This is a genomic window from Zestomonas ipomoeae (assembly GCF_057128665.1).
Genome location: NZ_JBSKHQ010000012.1, coordinates 87153 through 110384 on the forward strand (window position 1 = coordinate 87153; position 23232 = coordinate 110384).

Here is a 23232-nt window from a genome sequence, read left to right on the forward strand (position 1 = left end):
AGCCAAACCTCCGGCGGCATGCCGAGCGCCATTTGGCGCTACTTCGCAGCGAGGTCACCGCCATTCGAGGATCGGCCAGCCGGCTTGCTGTGCCTGCTCGCGCAATACCGGGTCGGGATTGACCGCGCGTGGATGCTCGACCTGCCGCAACAGCGGCAGGTCATTGCGCGAGTCGGAGTAGAAGTAGGCCCCGGCGAGCCGCTCGCCGTGCTCGGCAAGCCAGGCTTGCAGGCGCTTCACCTTGCCCTCTCGGTAGGTGAGTACACCGTGCGTGCGACCGCTGAAACAGCCGTGGCTCTGCTCCAGGTCGATGGCCAGCACGTCGTCGATGCCCAGGCGCGCGGCAATGGCGCTGACCAGGAAGTGCGCCGAGGCGGAAATGACCAGGAGGCGGTCGCCGGCGGCGCGATGCTCGGCGAGGCAGCGGGTGGCATCGCTGTAGATCAGCGGTTCGATGACCTCTTCGACGAAGGGCTCGACAACGAAGGCCACCTCTTCGGCCGTGCGGCCCACCAGGGGCTCCAGGCTGAAGGCCATGTAGTCCTCCATCGCCAGCCGGCCGAAGGCGTACTCGGCCATCAGCTCGGCATCCTTGCGCAGGAAGGACTCGGCGTCGACCCAGCCCAGCTTTGCCATTTCCTGGCTCCACAGGCTGGCGCAATCGCCGGCGATCAGGGTTTCGTCGAGATCGAAGATCGCCAGCGCCATCAGGCCACCTCGCGAATGGCGGTGGCGTCGATGCTCAGGCCGATGCACTCGCCTTTGCCGAGCAGGTCCTGTTCGGAGCGATTGAGCACATCCACCAGCAGTTCCACGCCGTTGGCCTCCACGCGATAGCGGATCACGTTGCCGAGCAGGCTGTGGCCGCGCACTTCGGCGGCAATGGCGCCGGCCTGCTCGACGCGAATCGCCTCGGGACGAATGGCGATGCGGCTGTGCACCGGCCGCAGCAGCAGGCGGCTGGCGGCATCGGCATCGAGCAGGTTGTAGTTGCCGATGAAACCGGCGGCGAAGGCGTCCACCGGCGCGGTGTAGAGGGTTTCGGCATCGCCGCTTTGCACGATCTGCCCGGCGTTCATCAGGCAGATGCGGTCGGACAGCACCAGGGCTTCTTCCTGGTCATGGGTGACGAAGATCGTCGTCAGGTTCAACTCCTGCTGAATCTGCCGGATCTGCTCGCGCAGGTGCTTGCGGATGCGCGCATCCAGCGCCGACAGCGGCTCGTCGAGTAGCAGCAGGCGCGGGCGGGTCACCAGGGAGCGTGCCAGGGCCACGCGCTGGCATTGGCCACCGGACAGCTGGCTCGGATAGCGCCCGGCGAACTCGCGCAGTTCCACCAGCTCCAGTGCTTCGTCGACGCGCTTGCTCATTTCCGCCGACGCGACCTTCTGCATGCGCAGCCCGAAGGCGACGTTCTGCTGCACGGTCATGTTGGGGAACAGCGCATAGCTCTGGAATACCATGCCGATGCCGCGCTTCTGCGGGGAGAGCGGCACCAGGTTCTGGCCGTCGAGCAGGATCTGCCCGCCGTCCACTTCGGTCAGGCCGGCGATGCAGCGCAACAGGGTGGATTTGCCGCAACCCGAGGGTCCCAGCAGGGTGACGAACTCGCCTTGTTCGATCTCGCAATGGATGTCGCGGAAGATCGGCGTGCTGCCGTAGCGCTTGTGCAGGCCTTGGATGCTCAGGAAGCTCATGGGATGTCCTTGCGAAAAGTCGGTCCGCTCGCAGGGCAGGTGCCACCCGCCACAAGCAGCGCCGGAAAATATGTGGGTTGGATGTGCTCGGTCATTGGGCCTTGTCCTTGTTCAGGCGATTGGCGGCCCAGGTGAACACCAGCACGAAGAAGAAATAGGAGATGACCAGCGCGCTGTTGAAGTGTCCGCTGCTGTTTTTCATGTTGTTCAGGTAGACCTGCAGGGTCTCGTAGCGTGTGCCCACCAGCAGGTTGGCGAACACGAACTCGCCGAACAGGAAACTGAAGGACAGGAACACGGCCACCATCAGCCCCTTGCGCAGGTTCGGCAGTACCACCAGGAAGGCGGCCTTCCAGGTGCTGGCGCCGAGCAGGTGGGCGGCATCCATCAGGTCGCGCAGGTTGATCGCCTGCAGGTTGTTGGTGATCGCCCGGTACATGAAGGGCAGGGCGATGGTGAAGTAGCAGCCGACCAGGATCCACGGCGTGCCGACCATGGCCAGCGGGCCGGAGCCGTAGACCTGCAGCAGGCCCACCGAGGACACCACCGGCGGCACGGCGAACGGCAGCAGGATGAGGATGTTCATCAGCCCGTCGAGCTTGGGGAAGTGGTAGTGCACCACGAACAACAGCGGCAGGATCAGCACCACCGCCAGTGCCAGGGCACCGACGCACACCAGCAGCGACTGGCCGAAGGCGCGCAGGAAGCGCTCCTCGCTCCACAGCTGCAGGTACCACTTGAAAGTCAGCCCGTCGGGCAGCACGGTGGCCCCCCAACTGGTCGACAATGAATACAGCAGGGTCGCCGCCAGCGGCAGCAGCAGGATGGCGAACAGCAGCCAGACCACCATGCGGTGATAGAGGCCGCCCGGACGGCGTTCAACGCGCGACATGGTAGCTCTTCCTCAGCAGCCACTGGTGGGCCGCGGTGATCACGGCCATCAGGCCCACCAGTACCATGGCCAGAGCGCTGGCCAGGTTCGGGTCGAGGGAAATATCCCCGGACACCAGCCCGGCGATGCGAATCGGCAGCACGTTGAAGTTGCCGGTGGTGAGGTAGTAGACGGTGGCGTAGGCGCCCAGGGCGTTGGCCAGCAGGATGACGAAGGTGCCGAGCAGGGCGGGGGTGAGCACCGGCAGGCCGATATGGCGCCAGAATTGCCAGGTCCCGGCGCCCAGCAGCGCGGCCGACTCGCGCCAGTCCTCGCGCAGGGTGTCGAAGGCCGGATAGAGCAGCAGCACGCCCAGGGGAATCTGGAAGTAGGTGTAGAGCACGATCAGGCCGGTCTTGGAGTAGAGGTTGAAATCCTCGATCACGCCGGCCTGCTTGAGCAGCAGGGTCAGCGCACCGTTGAAGCCGAGCAGGATGATGAAAGCGAAGGCCAGCGGCACGCCGGCGAAGTTGCTGGTCATGTTGGAGAAGGCCATGACGAAATCGCGCAGCTTCGAATCCACCTGGCGCAGCGAGTAGCTGCCGAGGATGGCGATGAGAATGCCGAACAAGCTCGACCAGAAGGCGATCTGCAGGCTGTGCTTGATTGCCTGCAGGTAGAACTTGGAGGCGAAGATCTTCTGGAAGTTGGCCAGCCCCCAGCCATCGGCGACGCTCAGGCTGTTGACCGCCACCCACACCAGCGGGGCGACCTGGAAGGCGATGAAGAATACCGCGAAGGGCACCAGGCAGAGCAGGGCCAGCCCCTTGCCGCGGCGCGGGCGTTTGGTCCGCGCCTTGTCGGGCAGGATATCCAGCTCGCCGGGTATTTTGGGACTTTGCTCGAGCAGAGCGGTCATTTCAGCAACTCCCGGCACAGGGGTTTGTCGTGGGGCACGCCGAGCAGCTCGCACACTGTGCCGCACAGTTCGGTCTGCCGGGGCTGGGCGCCCGGGTCCTGGCTGAACGCCTCGCCGATGACGAACAGCGGCACCTCGCGCTCCTCGGCCAACAGCCCGTTGTGCGAGCGGTCGGCGTTCATGCCGTGGTCGGCGGTGATCAGGATCTGGTAGCCGGCGTCGTGCCAGGTCTGCAGGTAGTCGGCCAGCAGCACGTCGGCCATGCGCGCGCTGTTGCGGTACTGGGCGGAGTCCAGCCCGTGCTTGTGGCCGGCGTCGTCGATGTTCATCGGATGCACCAGCAGGAAGTCCGGTGCGTGCTTCACGCGCAGGCTCTCGGCATCGGCGAACAGGTGCGAATCCGGGTAGTGATCGGCGTAGTAGAAGTGCCCGCGCTGGATCGGCAGGCTGTCGTCGTCGGTGTGGCGGTCGCGGGCGGCGTTGAAGGGCGCGCGGTTGTACAGCTCGCTGATCCAGTGGTAGGCCGCCGCCGCGGTGGAGCGGCCGGCGGCGCGCGCATAATGGAAGACGCTGCGCTGATTGGAGAGACGCCCCACCTCGTTGTGCACGATGCCGCTGTCGATTGGCGGCACGCCGGTAAGGATGCACTCGTACAGCGGGCGCGACAGCGACGGCAGCTCGCACTCCAGTTTATAAAAGGCGCCCCGTCCGGCGGCGCACCAGGCATGCAGGTGGCCCATGGCATGTTCGGCGACGCCATGGCCGAGGCCGTCGAGCACGACGAGAATGACGTTGTGTGGCATGGACGATTCGTTCCTTGGAAAAAGGTCCGCAGAGCCGTTCCGAGGAATCGGCCCTGCGGGTCGCACCCCCGGCCGGAGCCGGGCGTCGTGTCACTCCATCTCGACGATGACGTTTTCCTGCCAGAGTTGCGGCAGGGCCTTCGAGGTGGCTTCCCAGGCGGCGGCGTCCTTGATCGGGCGGACCTTGGCGTACTGCTCGTTGGGCAGCAGCTTGGCCTGGACGTCGGCCGGCAGGGTCAGGTGCTCGGCGCGGATCGGCCGGGCGTTGCCCTTGGCCAGGTTGATCTGGCCGGCATCGGAGAGGATGTATTCCCGGGCCAGCTTGGCGGCGTTGGGGTTCTTGGCGTACTTGTTGATGATGGTGGTGTAGCCGGAGATCACCGAACCGTCGGACGGAATCAGCACTTCGAAGCGGCTCGGGTCGATCTGGTCGCGGTAGGACAGGCCATTGAAGTCCCACACCACGCCCACTTCCACCTCACCTTTCTCCAGGGTCTGGATGGTCGGGTTGGACAACGACAGGCGGCCCTGCTTGGCGATCTCGGCGAAGAAGTCCAGGCCCGGCTGGATGTTCTTCTCGTCGCCGCCATTGGCGATGGCCGCGGCCAGTACGCCGTTGACCGCCTGGGCGGCAGCGCTGACGTCGCCGATGGCGACCTTGTACTTGCCTTGTTTCAGCTCGGCCCAGGAGGTGGGCGCTTCCTTGACCAGGCGCTTGTTGACGATGAAGGCGATGGAGCCGGTGTAGGCCAGCATCCAGTGGCCGTCCTGATCCTTGGCCCAGGCCGGAATCTGCTCCCAGGTGCTCGGCTTGTAGGGCTGGGTCACACCCTGCTGTACGGCGATGGGGCCGAAGGCGGCGCCGACGTCGCCGATATCGGCGGTGGCGTTGTCCTTCTCGGCGGCGAACTTGGCGATTTCCTGGGCCGAACTCATGTCGGTGTCCATGTGCTTGAGGCCGTACTGCTTGTTCAGGTCGACCCAGGTGTCCTTCCAGTTGGCCCAGCTGTCGGGCATGCCGACGCTATTCACCGCGCCTTCGGCGCGTGCGGCTTTTTCCAGGCTCTGCATCTCTACCGAAGCCATGGCCGAGGAGGCGATGGCCGATCCCAACAGTGAAGCCAGCAGCAGGCGTTTCATTCGGAGCTCCTTGTCGCAGTTGTGTTGTGTGGTCTAGATCAGCAAGACCCAGGCCAATGTAAGCCGTTTGCATGACAGTTTTATGGATGCTCCGTCGTTCCCTGGGGTACCTGGCGGAGCTTCTACGCCGCTTGGATTCTTATGTAACTACATGATTTATTGGCATTTTTATTTGCATTATCGAGTCGCTTGGCCAAACTGGCCGTAGCAGCATAGTCATGGAATCGTCATTCCGCTTGCCTAGACTGCCGGGTAGGACGCCGCTGAGAGGGCGTTGAAGACGCCCCGCGTTGGGGCTGGACTAGTCCAGAAAGGAAACCGACATGCGTGACGACACGCCACGTACCGTAACGGCGATCTGCCGGGCCCTGCAGGAGCAGATCGAACACGGGCTGTTGGCGCCGGGCGGTAAGTTGCCGGCGGAGCGCAAGCTCAGCGAGGTGTTCGACACCACGCGCATCACGCTGCGCGAGGCGCTTGGTCAATTGGAGGCGCAGGGGCTGATCTATCGCGAGGAGCGGCGTGGCTGGTTCGTCTCGCCGCCACGCATCGCCTACAACCCGCTGGTGCGCAGCCACTTCCACGCCATGGTTGGCGAGCAGGGGCGGGTGCCGGCTACCGAAGTGCTCTCCGCGCGGCTGGTGCCGGCTCCGGTGGCTATCTGCGGACTGCTGGGGCTGCCGGCGCTGTCCAGCGCGATCCAGATACGCCGCGCGCGGCGTATCGATGGCCGACTGGTACTGTATGTCGAGCACTATCTGAACCCGGTGTATTTCCCCGGCATTCTCGACTTCGACCTGACTCGCTCGCTGACCGAGCTATATGCTCATGAATACGACATTCGCTACGGGCGGGTGCGCTTCGACATGGTGCCCACCGCACTGCACGCCGAAGCGGCCACGGCCTTGCGGGTGTCCGTGGGCAGCCCGGCGCTACGCATTACCCGCCTCAATCGCGACCAGCACGGGCGCATCATCGATTGCGACCTGGAGTTCTGGCGGCACGATGCCATTCATGTGCAGGTGGAAGTGCCGGAGTAGTGCACTCGTGATTCCTGTGTCGCGGCCACGAACTCCAGCGTTTCGCCATCCAGCGGTACTCTCAAGCGATGCTCGAGGCCTCGTTGCCGCGCCGCCTGCCACAAGCCGGCGCGGGTCATCGGGCAGTGGTCGAGGGCTTCGAGATGGTTGGCGATCACCACGCCCTCGCTGATCGCCAGCGCCGTGAGAATGTCCGCCTGGCCCATGATGATCTCGCCGCCGACATCGAACCGCGCCCCGCCCGCCGGCAGCACGCTGACGGCCGGGTGCCTTTCGGCCAGGCATTGGCGCACCTGCGCGGTGAGCAGCGTATCGCCGGCGATATAGAGGCTGGGCTCGCCGGGAAGCTCGATGAAGTAGCCATGACCATGGGCCATCAGGCGGCCGATCCAGCCTTCGCCGTGCAGGCAGGGGATGGCCTGGATGGTGCCGCCGAAGAAGCGGCCATCCAGCACCTCTACCTTCAGCCGCCGCTTGCGCAGGTAGTCCGCATCGTCCTCCATGCACAGCACGGGAATGCCGTGCGCTCGGAGCCAGCGGATGGCGGCGCGATCGAGATGGTCGAAATGGCCTTTCTGGCAGTGCGTGATCAGGCAATGGGTCACGCGCTGCAAGTGCTCGTCGGCGTTTGCCGGCAGCTCCACCAGCGGATTGCGTCGCCGCCGGGCGAGGTACTTGAGCGCGGGCAGTTGGCCTTGGGGAGCTAGCATGGGATCGACCAGCAGACAGACGTCGCCGAACTCGGCGATCAGCGTGGCGTTACGCAGTTGAGTGATTTTCATGGCGCACTCCGGATAGGGAGTAGCCATTGTAAAAATCGCGGCGTGGGGCAAGGATGGCGTGAATTGCCATAAAACGGACATTTCATGCCTATCCAGAAAATCGGCCTGTTGCTGTATCCCGGCTGTATGCCCGCCGGTCTGTTCGCCTTCGCGGACCTATTGATGGCCGCCAATCGGCGTGCCGGGCAACAACACTTCCACCTGTGTTGGGTGGGGTTGGATACCCAGCCTGTCGACTGTGCCCAGGGCATGCGGTTGCAGCCCGACAGCAGGCTGGAGGAGGCAGGCTGTACGGCGCTGCTGGTTCCCGGCCTCTGGGCAGATTCCGACGCCGCGATAGCGCAGGCGCTGACTGCCAGTCGTGAGCTGATCCGGGTGCTAGGACAGTTGCCGCCGTCGACGCAGCTGTTGAGCTACTGCACCGGGGTGTGCCTGCTGGCCCGCAGCGGGCGCCTGGATGGCAAGGGGGCGACGGCCACCTGGTGGCTGGCGCCCAGCCTGCAAACGCAGTTCCCCCGGGTGCACTGGCAGTTCGAGCAGGCCCAGGTGGCCGACGCCGCTACTATCACGGCATCCGGCGTCGGCGGCTATCTCTCGATTGCCCGCACTCTGATCGAGCGGCAGCTGGGCGAGCTGTTCTATCGCGACATCGCCAGGCTGATGGTGTTGCCGCGTCCCGAACCCGTCAACCCGGCCTTTCGCTCCGTCGGCTTGATGGAGAATGCCGACCCGCTATTGCGCAGGTTGCACCTGCTGGTGGAGCGCTTGCCCGCGCGGCAGCTCGGCGTGCAACGGTTGGCTGGCGAACTCGCCGTCTCTGCCCGCACGCTGGCGCGCAAGGTCCATGTCCTGACTGGCCGCGCGGTGTCCGATCAGGTTCGCCTGATCAAGCTCAACCAGGCCGGGGAGCGGCTGATTCTGACCGCCGACCCGGTCGGTCGCATCAGCGATGCACTGGGCTACGCCGATGAGTCCAGCTTTCGCCGGACCTTCAAGCAGGTGACCGGCATGACCCCGGCGGCCTATCGGCAACAGTTCAAGCTCTGAGCGATCAGGGCAGTTCGGGGCTGGCGTAGAACGCCGTCAACACCTTCACCAGATGGGCCAGGTCATGGCTGCCGGCCAGTTCGCGGATCGAGTGCATGGCGAAGGTCGGCAGGCCGATATCCACTGTGCGCACGCCGAGCTGGCTGGCGGTGATCGGGCCGATGGTCGAGCCGCAGCCCATGTCGCTGCGCACCACGAAGCTCTGCACCGGCACCTCCTCGGCCAGACACAGGTGGCGGAAGAAGCCCGCCGTCTCGCTGCTGGTGGCGTAGCGCTGGTTACTGTTCACCTTGATCACCGGGCCGGCGTTGATCTTCGGGCCGTGGTTGGCGTCGTGCTTGTCGGCGTAGTTCGGATGCACACCGTGGGCGTTGTCGGCAGAGACCAGCAGGGATTTCTGCACGATGCGCACGAAGTCCTCGCCCTTGGGCAGCAGGCGACGCAGTACCTGCTCGAGGAACGGGCCGTCGGCACCGCAGGCCGAGCAGGAGCCGACTTCCTCGTGGTCGGTACAGACCAGCACGCCGGTTTCGTCGCCTTCGGCGTTCAGCAGGGCCTGCAGGCCGGCGTAGCAGGAGAGCAGGTTGTCCAGCCGCGCACCGGCGATGAACTCTTCGTTGAGGCCGATCACCGCGGCGTTCTGCGTGTCGTAGAAGCTCAGCTCGTGATCGAGTACCGCGTCGGCGTTGATGCCATGCTCCAGCGCCAACTGGTCAGTGAGCAGGGCGCGGAAGTCGCTACCGTCTTCGCCGGCGAGCTGGGCGAGGATCGGCGGCAGTTCGTTCTGCGCATTGATCGGCCAGCCCTGGTTGGCCTCGCGGTTCAAGTGGATCGCCAGGTTGGGGATGGTGGCGATCGGCTTGCGAAAGTCGATCAATTGGCTTTCCACCTTGCCGGCGCGGCGGAAGGTGACCCGGCCGGCCAGCGACAGGTCGCGGTCGAACCAGGGGGCGAGCAGGGCGCCACCGTAGACTTCCACGCCCAGTTGCCAGAAGCCCTGGCGCTGCAGTTCGGGCTGCGGCTTGACGCGCAGGTTGGGGCTGTCGGTATGGGCGCCGACCAGGCGCACGCCGCCTTCGAGCGGGGCGCGCTTGCCCAGACGGATGGCGATCAGCGAGGAGTCGTTGCGGGTGACGTAGTAGCGACCGCCCGGCTCGACGGTCCAGGGCTCGCGCTCGTCCAGGCATTTGTAGCCGGCGGCTTCGAGGCGCTGGGCAAGGCTGGAGGTGGCGTGGAAGGGGGTGGGCGAGGCCTTGAGGAAGTCGATCAGGCCTTGGTTCAGTTCAGCGCGCATACAAGACTCCGAAAAGCGATAGGCCGGAGTGTAAAGGATTTGCACGGGTGCCTGCAGGCGAGAGTCCGCATGCGTTCCTGGCCGCATAGTCGGAATATGCGCTGGCGCAATCCTGGCTACGTGGAGGGCTCGTTTCTACGGGCTAATTCATTCGCCCGACGAGGCCTGGCTGGGCGAATGAATTTGCCCCTACCGGCTGCAGCGTTGGGCGTGAGGCAATCGGGGAATGCGTCGGTACCGAGGCAGGCCAGCTCCCGCTGCCCGCCTCAGAACGGTGCCGGGCATTCGAAACGGAGTCGCTCGCCGGTCAGCGGATGGGTGAGGGTGAGCATGCTGGCGTGCAGGCACAGGCGTTCATGGGCGGCGAGGGCTTGTTCGTGGGCATAGAGGCGGTCGCCCAGCAGCGGGTGGCCGATGGAGAGCATGTGCACGCGCAGTTGATGGGAGCGGCCGGTGATCGGCGTCAGCTCGACGCGGCTATGGTCGCCGCAGCGTTCCAGCACGCGCCAGAAGGTCAGGGCGTGGCGGCCATGCTCGTAGCAGACCACGTGGCGGGGCTTGGTCGGTGGGTCGTAGCGCAGCGGCAGCTCGATGCGCCCGCTGTCCTGCTGCGGTTCGCCCCAGCACAGGGCGGTGTAGGCCTTTTCGGTCTCGCGATCATGGAACTGGCGGGACAGCTCGCGGTGGCTATCGGCGTCGCGGGCCAGCACGATCAGCCCCGAGGTTTCCCAGTCCAGGCGATGCACGATGCGCGCCTCGGGAAAACCGTTCTCCTGCAGGCGGGTCACCAGGCAATCCTTGTTGTCGTCGGCGCGGCCGGGCACGGAGAGCAGCAGGGTGGGCTTGTTGATCACCAGCAGGGCGTCGTCCTGGTGGATGATTTCGATCTGGCTGAGCGGCATGCGGGGTTCCATGAACGAGAGCGGCGGCCGAAGCCGCCGTCTACCGGTCCTGCTGCTCCCGAAGGAGGCGGTGGATCAACGATCCGGCAGGGTGATGTTGAGTTCCAGGATCGAGCAACTACCCTGGTTTTCCAGCGCCACCTGCACGTCGTCCTGGTCGATGTTGACGTACTTGCGGATCACGTCCACCAGCTCCTTCTGCAGGGCGGGCAGGTAATCGGGCTGGCTGCGCTGGCCGCGCTCGTGGGCGACGATGATTTGCAGACGCTCTTTCGCAATAGACGCAGTGGTTTCCTTCTTACGCTCGCGAAAGAAGTCGAAAATATTCATTCACGTCCTCCAAAAAGGCGTTGCAGCAGTCCTTTCTTCTGCACATCGAGGAAGCGGTGGCTGACTTCCTTGCCCAGCAGGCGGTCGACCGCATCGCTGTAGGCCTGGCCGGCGTCGCTCTGCTCGTCGAGGATGACCGGGACGCCCTGGTTCGAGGCCTTGAGCACCGCCTGGGACTCGGGAATCACGCCGAGCAGGCGAATGGCGAGGATTTCCTCGACGTCCTCGACGCCGAGCATCTCGCCCTTGCTGACGCGCTCGGGGTTGTAGCGGGTCAGCAGCAGGTGTTCCTTGATCGGTTCCTCGCCCTTTTCGGCGCGGCGCGACTTGCTCGCCAGCAGGCCGAGCATGCGGTCGGAGTCGCGTACCGAGGAGACTTCCGGGTTGGTCACGACGATCGCCTCGTCAGCGAAGTACATCGCCAGGTGCGCACCCTTCTCGATGCCGGCAGGGGAGTCGCAGACCACGTATTCGAAGTTCTGCGCCAGCTCGTTGATGACCTTCTCCACGCCTTCGTGGGTCAGCGCGTCCTTGTCGCGGGTCTGGCTGGCGGCCAGTACATAGAGGTTCTCCAGGCGCTTGTCCTTGATCAGGGCCTGGGTCAGCGTGGCTTCGCCGTTGATCACATTGACGAAGTCGTACACCACGCGACGTTCGCAGCCCATGATCAGGTCGAGATTACGCAGGCCGACGTCGAAGTCGACGATGACGGTCTTGTGCCCGCGCAGGGCGAGGCCGGTACCGATGGCGGCGCTGGTGGTGGTTTTACCCACGCCGCCTTTGCCGGAAGTGACTACGACGATCTTGGCCAAGGTGATTCACCCCAAAAGTAAAGAAAAACGGGAGTCGGCGCGCCGTTTCATGCTGGCTGCGCGGCTCCTTTCAGGTGCCTGAAAATTCGCGGCAGTATCCGTTAAAGGCGGGTGATGTTCAACACGTCACCCGACAGGTAGACCTGCACGGGCTCGCCCCACAATGGGTCGCGTCGCAAGTCCTCGGCGACCTTGTAGTGACCGGCCAGGGATACCAGCTCCGCAGCCAGCTGTTGACAGAAGATCCGTGCATTTTCGTCGCCTTTTACCCCGGCCAGCGCACGGCCTCGCATGGGGCCGTACACATGGATGTTGCCATCGGCGAGAAGTTCCGCGCCGGCACTGACCGGGGCCAGCACGATCAGGTCGCCGCCCTGGGCGTAGACCTGCTGACCGCCACGGATCGGCGTGGTGATCACCTTGCTCGGGCGGGCCACCGGCTCGGCGGGCTTCTCTTCCTTTTTCGGTGCACTGCCCGCGGTCGGGTCCACCTGGCGTTCGCGGGCGCCGGAGGGCGGCAGCACCGGCAGGTCGAGGGCGTTGGCGGCGGCAATGTCTTCGTCGCGGCTGGCGCGGATCGCCAGGGTGCGCAGTCCGTGGCGGCGGCATACCTCCATCAGCGTGGCCAGTTCGAGCGTGCCTTCGCCGTCCGGCAGCTTGTCCAGGGCCAGCACCAGCGGGGTGTTGCTGAAGAAGGCGGGTGCTTGGGTGACCTTGGCGGCCAACTGGCGGTCGAGGCGTTCGAGATCGTTGTGGGCCAGCTCCAGCACGGTGATGGCGAGCATGCTGCCCTTGAGCTGGAACACGGGGTCTTGGTCGAGGAGATCGGCTTGGCTCATGGTCGGCCTGCTGGATGAGATGGCGAGGACTTATAGCGAGAACACCGGTGGCTCGCAACCCGGGTTGGGTTCCCGGCGGCGGAACGCTGTAGAATGGCGGGCTTTGTCGTCGTCCGGGATAGTGAATGGACCGTCCGCAGTTTCGCGCCTTTTACCTGCACCCTCGCTTTTGGCCGCTCTGGCTCGGCCTCGGCCTGCTCTGGCTGATCGCCCTGCTGCCTTATGCGGTGCTGCTGCGCCTGGGCCGGGTGCTGGGGGCGGTGATGTTCCGTTTCGCCCGCGGACGACGCTCGATTGCCGCGCGCAACCTGGAGCTGTGCTTTCCCGAGCTTTCGGTCGCCGAGCGCGAACGCCTGCTGAGAGAGAACTTCGCTTCCACCGGTATCACCTTCTTCGAGATGGTCATCGCCTGGTGGTGGCCGGAATGGCGTCTGCGCCGCCTGGGGCGCATCGAGGGGCTGGAGCATCTCCGGCAGGCCAAGGCCGAAGGCCAGGGCGTGATCCTCATGGCGCTGCACTTCACCACCCTGGAGATGGGCGGCGGCCTGCTCGGCATGGCCCACGGCATGTACGGCATGTACCGGCCGCACAAGAATCCGTTGTTCGATTACATCCAGCGGCGGGGCCGCGAGCAGCGACTGACCGGCGCCATCGAGCGCGAAGACGTGCGCGGCATGCTCAAGCTGCTGCGTGCCGGCGAGGCGATCTGGTATGCGCCGGATCAGGACTATGGCCCCAAGCAGAGCGCCTTCGTGCCACTGTTCGGCGTGCCCGCCGCCACCGTTACTGCCACCAGCAAGTTCGCCCGGATGGGCAGGGCCAAGGTGATCCCCATGACGCAGATGCGCCTGGCCGACGGTTCCGGCTACCAAGTGGTAGTGCACGCGCCGCTGGAGGACTTCCCCGGCGAGAGCGAGGAGGCCGATTGCCTGCGGATCAACCAGTGGATCGAGGCGGCGATTCGCCAATGCCCCGAGCAGTACCTCTGGGCCCATCGGCGCTTCAAGACCCGCCCCGAGGGCGAGCCCAAGCTGTATGCGAAGCGGCGCAAGTAGCCGGCCCTATACTGAATAGAAAAAGAACGCGGACCTCAGCCCATGAACCAAGTCGTCGCCACTGCCAAGCCCACCACCGGGCTGATCCTTTCTGGCGGCGGGGCGCGGGCGGCCTACCAGGTGGGCGTGCTGTCGGCCATCGCCGACCTGCTGCCCGATGCCGCGCACAATCCCTTCCCGGTCATCGTCGGCACCTCTGCCGGCGCGATCAACGCTGTCGGACTGGCCTGCGGCGCCTTGCATTTCACCCAGGCGATCCGCCGGCTCACGGCCGTCTGGCAGGGCTTCCATACCCATCAGGTCTATCGCAGCGACTGGCCGGGCGTGCTTCGGCAGGCCGGCCGCTTCGTCGGCCATAGCCTGCTGGGGCTTGGTCGCGATGTGCCGGTGGCGCTGCTGAACAACCAGCCGCTGCGCTCCCTGCTGGAGCGCGAGCTGGACTTCTCCGGCATTGCCGCCGCCGTCGCCCGCCGTCAATTGCGCGCGGTGGCGGTGACGGCCTTCGGCTACGAGTCCGGCCAGGCGGTGACCTTCTATCAAGGTCGCGCGGCCATCGATCCCTGGTTCCGCCATCGTCGCGTCGGCGTACCGACCCGGCTCGGCCTCGAACACCTGCTGGCCAGCGCGGCGATTCCGCTGATCTTCCCGCCGGTGCGGGTCAACCGCGAATACTTCGGCGACGGCGCCATGCGCCAGATGGCCCCGATCAGCCCGGCGCTGCACCTGGGGGCGAGCCGGGTACTGGTGGTCGGGGTCAGCGGCAATCCGATCGGCCTGGACGCGCCGGCTCCGGTGGTGCGTCCGCAGAACCCGCGACCGCCGACCCTGGCGCAGATCGGCGGGCACATGCTCAACAGCACCTTCATCGATAGCCTCGAAGGCGACATCGAATTGCTGGAGCGCATCAACCAAATGAGTCATCTGCTGCCGCCAGGGGTGAATACCCGCGGCCTGGGCATCAAGCCGGTCGATGTGCTGGTGATTTCGCCGAGCCAGCCGCTGGATCAGATCGCCGCCCGCCATCATCACGAGCTGCCGCGCTCGCTGCGTCTGTTCCTGCGCGGGCCGGGTGCCACCCGCGACAACGGTGGCGGAGTGCTCAGCTACCTGCTGTTCGAGGCCGGCTACTGCAACGAGCTCATCGAGCTGGGCTACCAGGATGCGATGAAGCAGAAGGATGCGCTGGTCGGTTTCCTCGGCCTGGTGCATGTGCCGGCGCATATCCAGCCGGCCGGTCAACTGGGCTCGGCGCCGGGCCTGCCGTAGACGAGCCCGCATCGCTCGACGTTGCCCTGCCTGCCCTGATGAAGGCCGGTTGGCAGTAGCGTTTTCGCGGGCAGGGTCCGCCCCTACCAGGCTGTTGTGCCTAGGCCAGGGTGCCGTCGCGATAGTCGCGCAGGGCCTGGTCGATCTCCTCGCGGCTGTTCATCACGAAAGGTCCGTACTGCACGATGGGCTCGCCCAGCGGCCGGCCGGCGATCAGCAGTACGCGGGCACCGTCGCGGCTGGACAGGCGCAGCTCGCCCCGGTCGTTCATGCGTGCCAAGTGGCCGGCGGTCACATCGCCAGTGTATTCGCCGGCAATGGCCAGGCTGCCTTCATAGACGTAGAGCAGCACGCGATGGCCATCGGCCAGGCGCGGGGCGATGTGGCTGCCGGTCGGCAGGCGCAGGTCGAACAGTTGCGGTTCGCTGTGCGGGCGTTGGATGGCGCCGTCCTGGCGGATCTCGCCATCGTCGAAGTGGCCGGCGATCACGCTCACTTCCACACCTTCGCTGCTGCGCAGCCTTGGTATTTCGCTCGGTGCCAGGTCGCGATAGCCGGGCGCGCCGAGCTTGTCCTTGGCCGGCAGGTTGAGCCAAAGCTGGAAGCCGCGCATCACGCCCTGTTGCTGCTCGGGCATCTCGCTGTGGATGATGCCGCGGGCGGCGGTCATCCACTGCACGCCGCCGCTTTCCAGCAGGCCGACGTTGCCCAGGTGGTCCTCGTGGCGCATGCGTCCTTCGAGCATGTAGGTGACGGTCTCGAAGCCGCGGTGCGGATGCGGCGGGAAGCCGGCGATGTAGTCGTCCGGATCGTGCGAGCCGAATTCATCGAGCATCAGGAACGGGTCGAACCGCTCGGCACCCTGGCCGCCGAACACACGGATGAGGCGCACGCCGGCGCCGTCGGAGGCCGGGCGGCCGTTGTGTACGGCGAGTAGCTGGCGGAATGTGGTCATGGACAGGCTCCTGAGATCAGTGAGGATGGGTCCATGCTATTCCGATTTATCAGATTGATTGGTGCTATTTTCGCCTGATTATCATCGATTTGCCCGATATTAATGGGCTGGACAGGGCGTGGCCGGGCGGTTCTGCGCCGGCAGCTCGAAGTCTTCGATCAACCGGCAGATGGCCTGGCCGTCCGGCGCGCATTCCGGCTTGCCGGCCCATTCGGCCAGGGCATCCTGCATCACCTTGGCCAGCCGCTGGCATTCGGCTATGTGCGCCTGCAGGGTGCCGAGGCGTTCGCTGAGCAGGTCGCGCACCTCGCCGCAGGGCGCCTTGCCGCTGTCGGCGCGGCCGAGAATGGCTTGCACGTCCTTCAGGCTGAAGCCCAGGCGCCGCGCCTGGGCGATGAAGCGCAGTCGGCGCAGGTCGTCGCCGCCGTACTCCTGGTAGCCGTTGTGCGGGTTGCGGGTGGGCCTGAGCAGGCCGAGGTCGGTGTAGTGGCGAACGGTCTCGCCGCTGACGGCGGCGGCCTTGGCCAGTTGGGCGACGCGCATGGCAGGTTCTCGCGATAGGGTTCGACGACAGCTTAAAACCCAGGGGCGACCCCGGGGTCAAGCGGCTATTGGGCCACTTGCAGCTCCCGCGCCCGGGTATAGACGTAGCGCACCATCTCGTACTCGAACGGGGAATTGAGCTGGCCATAGCGGAAGTTGGAAGAGTAGCGGGTGTCCACGGCGCGCAGCACCATCAGCTCCGGGTGATCGGCGCTGATTTCGGCGAAGTTCAGGTAGTTCGCCTGGCGCTCCGCGGCGAAATCCACGACCAGCCCGCCGGTGTCGCGCATGTTCGAGGGGCCCAGCAGCGGCAGCACGAAGTAGGGTCCGTTGGGCACGCCATAGAACCCCAGGGTCTGGCCGAAGTCCTCGTTCTGCTTGTTCAGACCCATGCGGGTTGCCGGGTCCCACAAGCCTGCGAGGCCGAGGGTGGTATTGATCAGCAGGCGGCCGGTGGTCTGCATGGCGCGCTTGCCCTTTAACTGCAGCAGACTGTTGAGCAGGTTGGGCACGTCGCCGAGGTTGCCGAAGAAATTGCTCACCCCGCTGCGCACGAAGCGCGGCGTGACGTACTCGTAGCCATGCACCACCGGCATGAAGACCCATTCGTCGAAGCGGTAGTTGAAGTGGTAGACGTGCCGGTTCCAGCGCTCCCAGGGATCGTAGATGTTTAGCGCATCGAGGGAGGCGCGTTCGAATTCCCGCTGGTCCAGGCTGGGGTTGAACTGCAGCTCGTCCAGCGGATTCTTGAAGCCATCCGCGTCGAAGGTCGGGGGCTCGGCCTGGGCCAGGGCGCAGCCGAACAGGAGCGAAAGGGCGCAGAGGGGCAGGCGGTTAACCACGGAAATACTCCAGCATGGCTTGGCTGTTGACTCGGTAGTTCAGGTTGCCGCAGTGCCCGCCATACGGGTAAACCGTCAGGCGCTCGCCGAAGGCGCGACGCAGGAAACCGAGGTCGCCGGGGCCGAGGATGAGGTCGTCGGCATTGTGCATTACGGCAATTTTCGGGCTGTGCTTCAGGTAGTCCTCCAAGGCATAGAGACTGACCTGTTCCACCAAGTGATTCAGGCTGCTGCCGTCATAGCGGTCGCGCCACAGTGGGATCAGTTGCTCGGTCAGGTAGCAGTCGAAATCGCATTGCAGGGCCCGCTTGAAGAATGGCGACAGATCGGTGCCGATGTGGATCGGATAGTTCGGCGGCACGATCAGTCCGCGGCGGTTGATCAGGTCCGAGGTGAAGGCGATGTCGGCGGAAGAAAAGCGAAACGAGGCGCCGATCAGCATGGCCATCTCTTCGTTGGAGAGGCGCTCGGCGGAGTCCTGGAAGTCGTACAGCACGGCTTCGTTGAGGTCGATGTAGCCGCGCTCGCGGAAGTAGCGGGTGAGTTTGGCGAAGATATGGTCGTAGAAGTTGCGTCGGCTGCCGATGCCCTCGACCTGGGTCTGCACCAGGCGGTCCAGATTGCTGACCGAGGTATACAGATTCACCGGCGGGTTGAGCAGCAGCACGCGCTTGAAGTTGAAGCTGCGGCGGGTTTCGTCGAGCTGGCTGACGAAGGCCGCATGCAGGCCGCCGAGGCTGTAGCCGGTGAGGTAGAAGTCGGTGATCGGCAGGTCCGGATGCTGTGCCCGAACTGCCTGCATGACGCGGTAGAGATCGTCCGCATCTTCCGCGGTGACGCCGGGGGTCGCAGTGCGCGAGGCGGCGGCCATGAAGTCGTAGCTGGTCGGCGAGGAGAGCTGCACCACATGGTAGCCGGCACTGTAGAACAGCTGCTTCAGGTACTCGGCGATGCCGCTGGAGTAGCGCGCGCCGGTGCCGGCGATGATGAAGATCAGTGGGGCCGGTTCATCCTGCCGGGCCAGGCGATAGGTGAGCTTCTTCACCGGCCAGAAGTTCTCCGGCAGCACGAACTCGCGCTCCGGACGCAATTTGAGGCTGTAGTCCGCTTCGTCGATGCTGCCGGGGTCGGGCAGTTCCGGGCGCAGCTCTGGCGGCGTGGTGGCGAGTGTCGCCTCGAACGGGTTGTGCAGCGGATAGCCATAGCGGGCGGCTTCGATATCCGCCGCCGCTGCCGCAGCCATCCAGAACAGGCTGCCGAGCACGGCGGCGAAGTGGCGCAGACAGGACATTGGCGACTCCCTTTGGGTACTGGCTTCCGAAGACGGGCTGGGGCCCAGTGGCGCTTGCTCGGGAGCGAATCCCGGCGGGCCTCAGGGTAGGACCGCCGCAAGCGCAACGAGTGCCATCACGCTGCGCCGGTCAGGCGGAGGGTTGCTCGGCCAGTGCGGTGAGCTCGCTGCCGGTCAGGCGGTAGACTGTCCAGTCGTCCAGCGGCGCCGCGCCTAGGCTTTGGTAGAAGCCGATGGCCGGCTCGTTCCAGTCCAGCACCGACCACTCCAGACGTCCGCAGCCGCGGCTGACGGCGAGGCGTGCCAGCTCTACCAGGAACGCCTTGCCCAGGCCCAGGCCGCGGGCGCTGGGGCGCACGTAGAGGTCCTCCAGATAGAGGCCGGGCTTGCCGAGGAAGGTGGAGAAATTGTGGAAGAACAGGGCGAAGCCGGCCGGCTCGCCGTGGGCTTCGCCGATCAGCACCTCGGCGTAGGGGCGCGGGCCGAACAGGTGCTCGGCGAAGACGGCTTCGTCCGCTACCATCTGGTCGCTGAGTTTTTCGTAGTCGGCCAACTCGCGGATAAAGGTGAGGATCAGCGGCACATCTTCACGGCCGGCGGGACGCAATCTGAGGGCGGACATGGGGCTTCCTTTCATGATCAAACGGGCAGCATGCCGCGGGCGGCTGCGCTGGGCAACCGGCGGCAGCCATGCCGCCGCCCTGGGTCGAACTGGGTAATCGTCGTGGAGTCGGTCATGTCACGTTTCTTTCCCCTTATGCTGCTGTTGCTGGCGGCGGCGCTCTGGCTGGCGGCTGCCTTCGGGCTGCGGTTCGCCCTGATGGAAGCGCCGCAGTGGGTCGAGCTGTGCGTCGGGTCGCGGCAGCCGTGGGCCTGCCAGCTACGCGCCGGGCTCGGGCTGCTGGTGCATTTCAAGCTGATCGCCGGACCGGCCCTGGGCTTGGCCAGCGTGGCCTTCCTGCTACCCGGTCGGTCCGGATGGTGGTTGGCGTTGCTGGCGCTGTTCCTCGCGTTGCCGGCGCTGGCGCTGTATGGCGCCGGGCTCGGCGCGTTTGCCCTGGTGGTGGCGGCGCTGAGGCTGGTGCGGCAGGCGGACCAGGCTCGTCCGTTTGCATCGGCCGGAGGCCTGCATCAGGCGGCCTCCCAGGCTCGGCGTTAACCGGCCGGGTCGAGGCGTGCCATGGCGACTTTCGCCGGTGTGCGGCCGGGCAGGGCGGCGAGCCGCAAGCTGCGCCAGAGCGCCGCGACCAGCAGCAGGCTGACCAGCGCCCAGCCCAGCGCCTGCCGGTTGTCCAGGCCTTCGAGGTACAGCTGCGGCAACACGCCGGCGCCGATCAGGCAGGCGAGCAACGCCAGCTCGCGGCGCGGTCCGGGCACCGGTCGGCACAGGTAAACCAGGGCCGGCAACAACAGGGCGGCGCTGGGGAAGCCGCGATAGCGGGCGTCGAAGACCAGCGCCAGCATGCTGACCGCGGCAACGAAACCGGCACCGGCCAGCCATGTGCCGGCTCGGCGCTCCAGCCAGGCGAACAGGCGCAGGCGCCATCCATCGCCGGCACCCAGGGCCAATGCCGCATGGACCAGCACCACCAGGTTCAACCCGGTCAGCAGGAGCGCCCACAGCCACTCGATGACGTTGCGGCTCGACACCAGGACCATCTCTCCCCACAACCCGAGACAGGCGGCCGCCACCGCCGTGAGCGGCGGCAGCAGCCAGGCGGCGCGGCGATCGGCCGGGCGCCCGGCGAGCAGCAGTGTGGCGGCCATCAGCAGCACGCCAGCGCCCAGCCAGAGGCGCCAGCGCGGCAGGTCGGACACTGCCCCGGCGAGGATGTTCTTGTCCTGCCGGTCGGCATCGAACAGCCCCCAGTAGCCACCCGCGGCGCCTTCGTTGTTGCGCTTCCACGGCTGGTCGAACGCTTCGATCAGGTTGTAGCGCCAGCCCTGTCTCTCGGCCAGGGCGACGAACTCGCGCATGAACCGGGCCTGATTGCTGCGCCCGGGCACGGCGGTCTGCCGCTGCCGTCCGGCGCTCGGCCAGCCGGTTTCGCCGATCAGGATGTCCTTGGGCGCGAAGCGTTCGCCGAACAGTCCGCGCACCCGTTCCACCTGAGCCAGGGCACGATCGATGCCGGCCGGCTCGTCTTCCCAGTAGGGCAGCAGGTGAATGGTGAGGAAATCCACCGCCGGCGCGACGTCCTCGTGCTTGAGCCAGAACTCCCAGACATCGGCATAGGTCACCGGCTGGGCGACCTGGCGTTTGACCCGGTCGATCAGCTCCACCAGGCGCGCGCTGGTGACTTCCCTGCGCAGCAGGGTCTCGTTGCCGACGATCACCGCGGTTACCACATCTGGATAGGCATTGGCGGCCCGGATCAGTGCCTTGATCTCCAGGTCGGTGGCCAGCGGATCACGGTCGACCCAGGCACCGAGCATGAGCTTCAGTCCGTGCTTACGGGCCAGGACGGGCAGGTCCTGCATGCCGAGCATTGAATAGGTGCGCAGGCAGTCGAAGCGGCCCGCGAGCAAGGCGAGGTCGGCATCCATGCGTTCCGGACGCAACACGAAGCCGGGTTCCAGCGGCGACTGGTCCTTGTCGAAGGGGCTGTAGGAGACGCATTGCAGTGTTGCCGGCAGCGGCGCGGTGTCCAGCGTCTGCGCACGTCCGAGGATGTACCAGAAACCGGTCAGGCTCAGCAGGGCAAGAAGGGTGACGAGCAGGTAGGGCAGCAGGAAGTTGCGAACGCGTGCGCTCATGACGGGCCGATAAGAGTGGTGATCGGCCTATTATGACTCGCCGCGCTGGCGAATGGTTTCTCCGTGAGCCGTGTCACGCGTGGTGGTGCAACCAGGCATGGGCCGGGCGTTGTTCGCCCGTGGCGCCGTTCCTTTCCAGCCGTTTCCAGAGGCGTTCGTGGAAATAGAAACCCACCGAATTGCACAGCGGTTCGACGGCGGCCACCAGACCGCCGACGGTCATGCTCCCGGTGAGCGCATAGGCGACCGAGAAAGCGATGCAGAAGTGCATGACGGTGAAGGTGATGGTCTTGAGCATGGCGGGCTCCGATGAGAATGATTCGCTGTTTTGTTTAGCGTAGGCAACCAGCCAGCGCGGTGGAAATCGGGCTTGCCGATGAAGCCGATAGCCTTTGCCAATCTGTCGTTCTGCGCTAGCTGGGTGTCGCAGACAGAGCATTCGCCGCTCCGTTCGCGGTCGATTATCGACCGGTCAGTACTCCACTGATGCAGGCCCAAGTTATAGCGGGGCGTGACGGGGGCGCCTCCGAGCGAACAACTCACACAGAGAGCTTTCGCGTGCCAAGGCGCGCCAACTTCGGGGGAGAGCAGCAATGAAAATGCGACGCTTGTGGGGAATCGGTGCGGGGCTGGTGTTGGCGCTGGGATCAGCGATCGCCGGTGCGGCGGACAAACCGGCGCTGAAGATCGGCTATGTGGATGGCTGGTCGGACAGCGTGGCCACCACCCATGTGGCCGCCGAGGTGATCCGGCAGAAACTCGGCTACGACGTCGAGCTGCTGCCGGTGGCGACCGGCATCATGTGGCAGGGTGTGGCCAAGGGCCAGCTGGACGCCATGCTTTCCGCCTGGCTGCCGGTCACCCACGGTTCCTACTATGAAAAGCTCAAGGACGAAGTGGTCGACCTCGGCGCCAATTTCAACGACGCCAAGATCGGCCTGATCGTTCCGGAATATGTCACGGCCAAGAGCATCGCCGACCTGCAAGGGCAGAAGGATGCCTTCCGCGGGCGCATCGTCGGTATCGACGCCGGCTCAGGGGTGATGCTCAAGACCGACCAGGCGATCAAGGACTACGGCCTGGACTACAAGCTGCAAGCCAGCTCCGGCAGCGCCATGACCGCCGAACTGGCGCGTTCGATCAACGCCAACAAACCGGTGGCGGTGACCGGCTGGATTCCGCACTGGATGTTCGCCAAGTGGAAGCTGCGCTTCCTCGAAGATCCGAAGGGCGTCTACGGCGATGCCGAACATGTCGACAGCATTGCCAACCCCGGCCTGGAAGCCAAGGCGCCACCGGTGGTGGCCTTCCTGCGCAAGTTCTCCTGGCAGCCGAGTGAGATCGGCGAGGTGATGCTGGCCATCGAGGAGGGCGCCAAGCCCGCCGAAGCGGCGCAGAAGTGGGTGCAGGCCAACCCCGAGCGCGTGCAGCAATGGTTGCAATGACCCGCTTCCGAGGCTGACGACGCCGCCCGATGCAATGTCGGGCGGCCGAGCGGAGGTGCTGCTCGAATTCCGGCTGTTCCTTCCATCGAACAGCAGGCTATGCTCCCTGGCTCGGTCCGTATCCAGGGAGCAATCCATGTATCTGCTTGCCGAGCAACACATCGACATCGAACGACCGGTCGCGGTCGCCTTCCAGTACATGACCAACCTGGAGCGATTTGGCGAATGGTTTCCCCAGGTGATCGCCATGCAGTCCGGCGACGACCTGCCCCATGGCCAGGTCGGCAAGCAGTACCTGGAAACCGTTGCCGTGCCCCTGCGCGGCCAGCGCCAGATACCGATCAGCGTGTGCGAGGTCCTGGCCAATCGGCGCTTCGCTAGCGAGGGTCGCTTCGCGCCGTTGCTGCCGCGGATGGAAATGGACTTCAGCGAGCGCGGTGCCGGTGCCTGCCGCGTGGTCTGGCGCATGTTCAGCCGCAACCGCAGCCCACTGGCGCGCCTCACCGTGCTGCCCCTGGCACGACGAGTGCTGGCGAGGCGAGCCGAGGTCGCTGCCCGACGCGTGAAGATCCAGCTCGAAACCCAGCCCTGACAAAGGAAAC

General features: G+C 65.6%; 26 protein-coding genes. 7 read left to right on the forward strand and 19 right to left on the reverse strand.

What is annotated here, in order from left to right; all coding sequences use genetic code 11:
* Positions 1-54: 54 nt before the first annotated feature.
* The 6 genes from ACWKV7_RS14360 to ACWKV7_RS14385 form a co-directional block, all read right to left on the reverse strand.
* Positions 55-708, reverse strand: coding sequence for an HAD family hydrolase (locus tag ACWKV7_RS14360; protein ID WP_483858362.1), 654 nt, complete (start codon positions 706-708; stop codon positions 55-57).
* Positions 708-1697, reverse strand: coding sequence for an ABC transporter ATP-binding protein (locus tag ACWKV7_RS14365; protein ID WP_483858363.1), 990 nt, complete (start codon positions 1695-1697; stop codon positions 708-710). The genes ACWKV7_RS14360 and ACWKV7_RS14365 overlap by 1 nt, the downstream gene beginning before the upstream one ends.
* Positions 1698-1788: 91 nt before the next feature.
* Positions 1789-2589 (reverse strand): ABC transporter permease, encoded by an 801-nt coding sequence (locus tag ACWKV7_RS14370; protein WP_483858364.1) that lies wholly within the window; start codon positions 2587-2589, stop codon positions 1789-1791.
* The gene (locus ACWKV7_RS14375; protein WP_483858365.1) at positions 2576-3487 is read right to left on the reverse strand and encodes an ABC transporter permease; all 912 of its coding nucleotides are present in this window, start codon (positions 3485-3487) and stop codon (positions 2576-2578) included. The genes ACWKV7_RS14370 and ACWKV7_RS14375 overlap by 14 nt, the downstream gene beginning before the upstream one ends.
* Complete coding sequence (locus ACWKV7_RS14380; RefSeq protein ID WP_483858366.1) at positions 3484-4290, reverse strand: alkaline phosphatase family protein; 807 nt, start codon at positions 4288-4290, stop codon at positions 3484-3486. Before ACWKV7_RS14380 ends, ACWKV7_RS14375 begins: the two co-directional genes overlap by 4 nt.
* A gap of 90 nt (positions 4291-4380) precedes the next feature.
* Entirely contained in the window at positions 4381-5430 is a 1050-nt protein-coding gene (locus ACWKV7_RS14385) for an ABC transporter substrate-binding protein (RefSeq protein ID WP_483858367.1), read from the reverse strand.
* Positions 5431-5753: 323 nt separating this feature from the next.
* Here ACWKV7_RS14385 and ACWKV7_RS14390 point away from each other — a divergent pair, with 323 nt between their 5' ends.
* Positions 5754-6470 (forward strand): UTRA domain-containing protein, encoded by a 717-nt coding sequence (locus ACWKV7_RS14390; RefSeq protein ID WP_483858368.1) that lies wholly within the window; start codon positions 5754-5756, stop codon positions 6468-6470.
* Here ACWKV7_RS14390 and ACWKV7_RS14395 read toward each other — a convergent pair.
* The gene (locus ACWKV7_RS14395) at positions 6443-7252 is read right to left on the reverse strand and encodes an MBL fold metallo-hydrolase (RefSeq protein WP_483858369.1); all 810 of its coding nucleotides are present in this window, start codon (positions 7250-7252) and stop codon (positions 6443-6445) included. The two genes, ACWKV7_RS14390 and ACWKV7_RS14395, sit on opposite strands and share 28 nt — an antisense overlap.
* A gap of 84 nt (positions 7253-7336) precedes the next feature.
* Here ACWKV7_RS14395 and ACWKV7_RS14400 point away from each other — a divergent pair, with 84 nt between their 5' ends.
* Positions 7337-8299, forward strand: a complete 963-nt coding sequence (locus tag ACWKV7_RS14400; protein WP_483858370.1) for a GlxA family transcriptional regulator — start codon at positions 7337-7339, stop codon at positions 8297-8299.
* Between the two features lie 4 nt (positions 8300-8303).
* On the opposite strand, the gene ACWKV7_RS14405 is transcribed toward ACWKV7_RS14400, so the two are convergent.
* The 5 genes from ACWKV7_RS14405 to minC form a co-directional block, all read right to left on the reverse strand.
* Complete coding sequence (locus ACWKV7_RS14405; protein WP_483858371.1) at positions 8304-9593, reverse strand: M18 family aminopeptidase; 1290 nt, start codon at positions 9591-9593, stop codon at positions 8304-8306.
* A 266-nt stretch (positions 9594-9859) separates the two neighbouring features.
* Complete coding sequence (locus tag ACWKV7_RS14410; RefSeq protein WP_483858372.1) at positions 9860-10495, reverse strand: RluA family pseudouridine synthase; 636 nt, start codon at positions 10493-10495, stop codon at positions 9860-9862.
* Positions 10496-10570: 75 nt separating this feature from the next.
* The gene (gene minE / locus ACWKV7_RS14415; RefSeq protein WP_483858373.1) at positions 10571-10825 is read right to left on the reverse strand and encodes a cell division topological specificity factor MinE; all 255 of its coding nucleotides are present in this window, start codon (positions 10823-10825) and stop codon (positions 10571-10573) included.
* Positions 10822-11637, reverse strand: coding sequence for a septum site-determining protein MinD (gene minD / locus ACWKV7_RS14420; protein WP_483858374.1), 816 nt, complete (start codon positions 11635-11637; stop codon positions 10822-10824). Before minD ends, minE begins: the two co-directional genes overlap by 4 nt.
* 101 nt (positions 11638-11738) lie before the next feature.
* Positions 11739-12476, reverse strand: coding sequence for a septum site-determining protein MinC (gene minC / locus ACWKV7_RS14425; RefSeq protein ID WP_483858375.1), 738 nt, complete (start codon positions 12474-12476; stop codon positions 11739-11741).
* Between the two features lie 125 nt (positions 12477-12601).
* Here minC and ACWKV7_RS14430 point away from each other — a divergent pair, with 125 nt between their 5' ends.
* Together ACWKV7_RS14430 and ACWKV7_RS14435 are read left to right on the forward strand one after the other, a co-directional pair.
* Positions 12602-13531, forward strand: a complete 930-nt coding sequence (locus ACWKV7_RS14430; protein WP_483858376.1) for a lipid A biosynthesis lauroyl acyltransferase — start codon at positions 12602-12604, stop codon at positions 13529-13531.
* Positions 13532-13573: 42 nt separating this feature from the next.
* Entirely contained in the window at positions 13574-14797 is a 1224-nt protein-coding gene (locus tag ACWKV7_RS14435) for a patatin-like phospholipase family protein (RefSeq protein ID WP_483858377.1), read from the forward strand.
* 100 nt (positions 14798-14897) lie between these two features.
* On the opposite strand, the gene ACWKV7_RS14440 is transcribed toward ACWKV7_RS14435, so the two are convergent.
* The 5 genes from ACWKV7_RS14440 to ACWKV7_RS14460 form a co-directional block, all read right to left on the reverse strand.
* A complete protein-coding gene (locus tag ACWKV7_RS14440) occupies positions 14898-15752 on the reverse strand; it encodes a pirin family protein (RefSeq protein WP_483858378.1) in 855 nt (284 codons plus the stop codon).
* Between the two features lie 99 nt (positions 15753-15851).
* Positions 15852-16295, reverse strand: coding sequence for a MerR family DNA-binding protein (locus ACWKV7_RS14445; RefSeq protein WP_483858379.1), 444 nt, complete (start codon positions 16293-16295; stop codon positions 15852-15854).
* Positions 16296-16360: 65 nt separating this feature from the next.
* A complete protein-coding gene (locus ACWKV7_RS14450; protein WP_483858435.1) occupies positions 16361-17101 on the reverse strand; it encodes an MlaA family lipoprotein in 741 nt (246 codons plus the stop codon).
* A gap of 28 nt (positions 17102-17129) precedes the next feature.
* Complete coding sequence (locus ACWKV7_RS14455; RefSeq protein WP_483858380.1) at positions 17130-18428, reverse strand: alpha/beta fold hydrolase; 1299 nt, start codon at positions 18426-18428, stop codon at positions 17130-17132.
* A 130-nt stretch (positions 18429-18558) separates the two neighbouring features.
* Positions 18559-19050: an N-acetyltransferase family protein gene (locus tag ACWKV7_RS14460; protein WP_483858381.1), complete on the reverse strand. Its 492-nt coding sequence runs from the start codon at positions 19048-19050 to the stop codon at positions 18559-18561.
* 114 nt (positions 19051-19164) lie between these two features.
* Between ACWKV7_RS14460 and ACWKV7_RS14465 the strand changes: the two genes are divergently transcribed.
* Positions 19165-19587: a hypothetical protein gene (locus tag ACWKV7_RS14465; RefSeq protein ID WP_483858382.1), complete on the forward strand. Its 423-nt coding sequence runs from the start codon at positions 19165-19167 to the stop codon at positions 19585-19587.
* Here ACWKV7_RS14465 and ACWKV7_RS14470 read toward each other — a convergent pair.
* On the reverse strand, positions 19584-21185 hold the full coding sequence (locus tag ACWKV7_RS14470; RefSeq protein WP_483858383.1) for a glycoside hydrolase family 17 protein: 1602 nt from the start codon (positions 21183-21185) through the stop codon (positions 19584-19586). The two genes, ACWKV7_RS14465 and ACWKV7_RS14470, sit on opposite strands and share 4 nt — an antisense overlap.
* 73 nt (positions 21186-21258) lie before the next feature.
* A complete protein-coding gene (locus ACWKV7_RS14475; RefSeq protein WP_483858384.1) occupies positions 21259-21483 on the reverse strand; it encodes a DUF2061 domain-containing protein in 225 nt (74 codons plus the stop codon).
* Positions 21484-21778: 295 nt separating this feature from the next.
* Here ACWKV7_RS14475 and ACWKV7_RS14480 point away from each other — a divergent pair, with 295 nt between their 5' ends.
* Together ACWKV7_RS14480 and ACWKV7_RS14485 are read left to right on the forward strand one after the other, a co-directional pair.
* The gene (locus tag ACWKV7_RS14480) at positions 21779-22630 is read left to right on the forward strand and encodes a glycine betaine ABC transporter substrate-binding protein (protein WP_483858385.1); all 852 of its coding nucleotides are present in this window, start codon (positions 21779-21781) and stop codon (positions 22628-22630) included.
* Positions 22631-22766: 136 nt separating this feature from the next.
* Positions 22767-23222 (forward strand): SRPBCC family protein, encoded by a 456-nt coding sequence (locus tag ACWKV7_RS14485; protein WP_483858386.1) that lies wholly within the window; start codon positions 22767-22769, stop codon positions 23220-23222.
* Positions 23223-23232 lie beyond the last annotated feature (10 nt).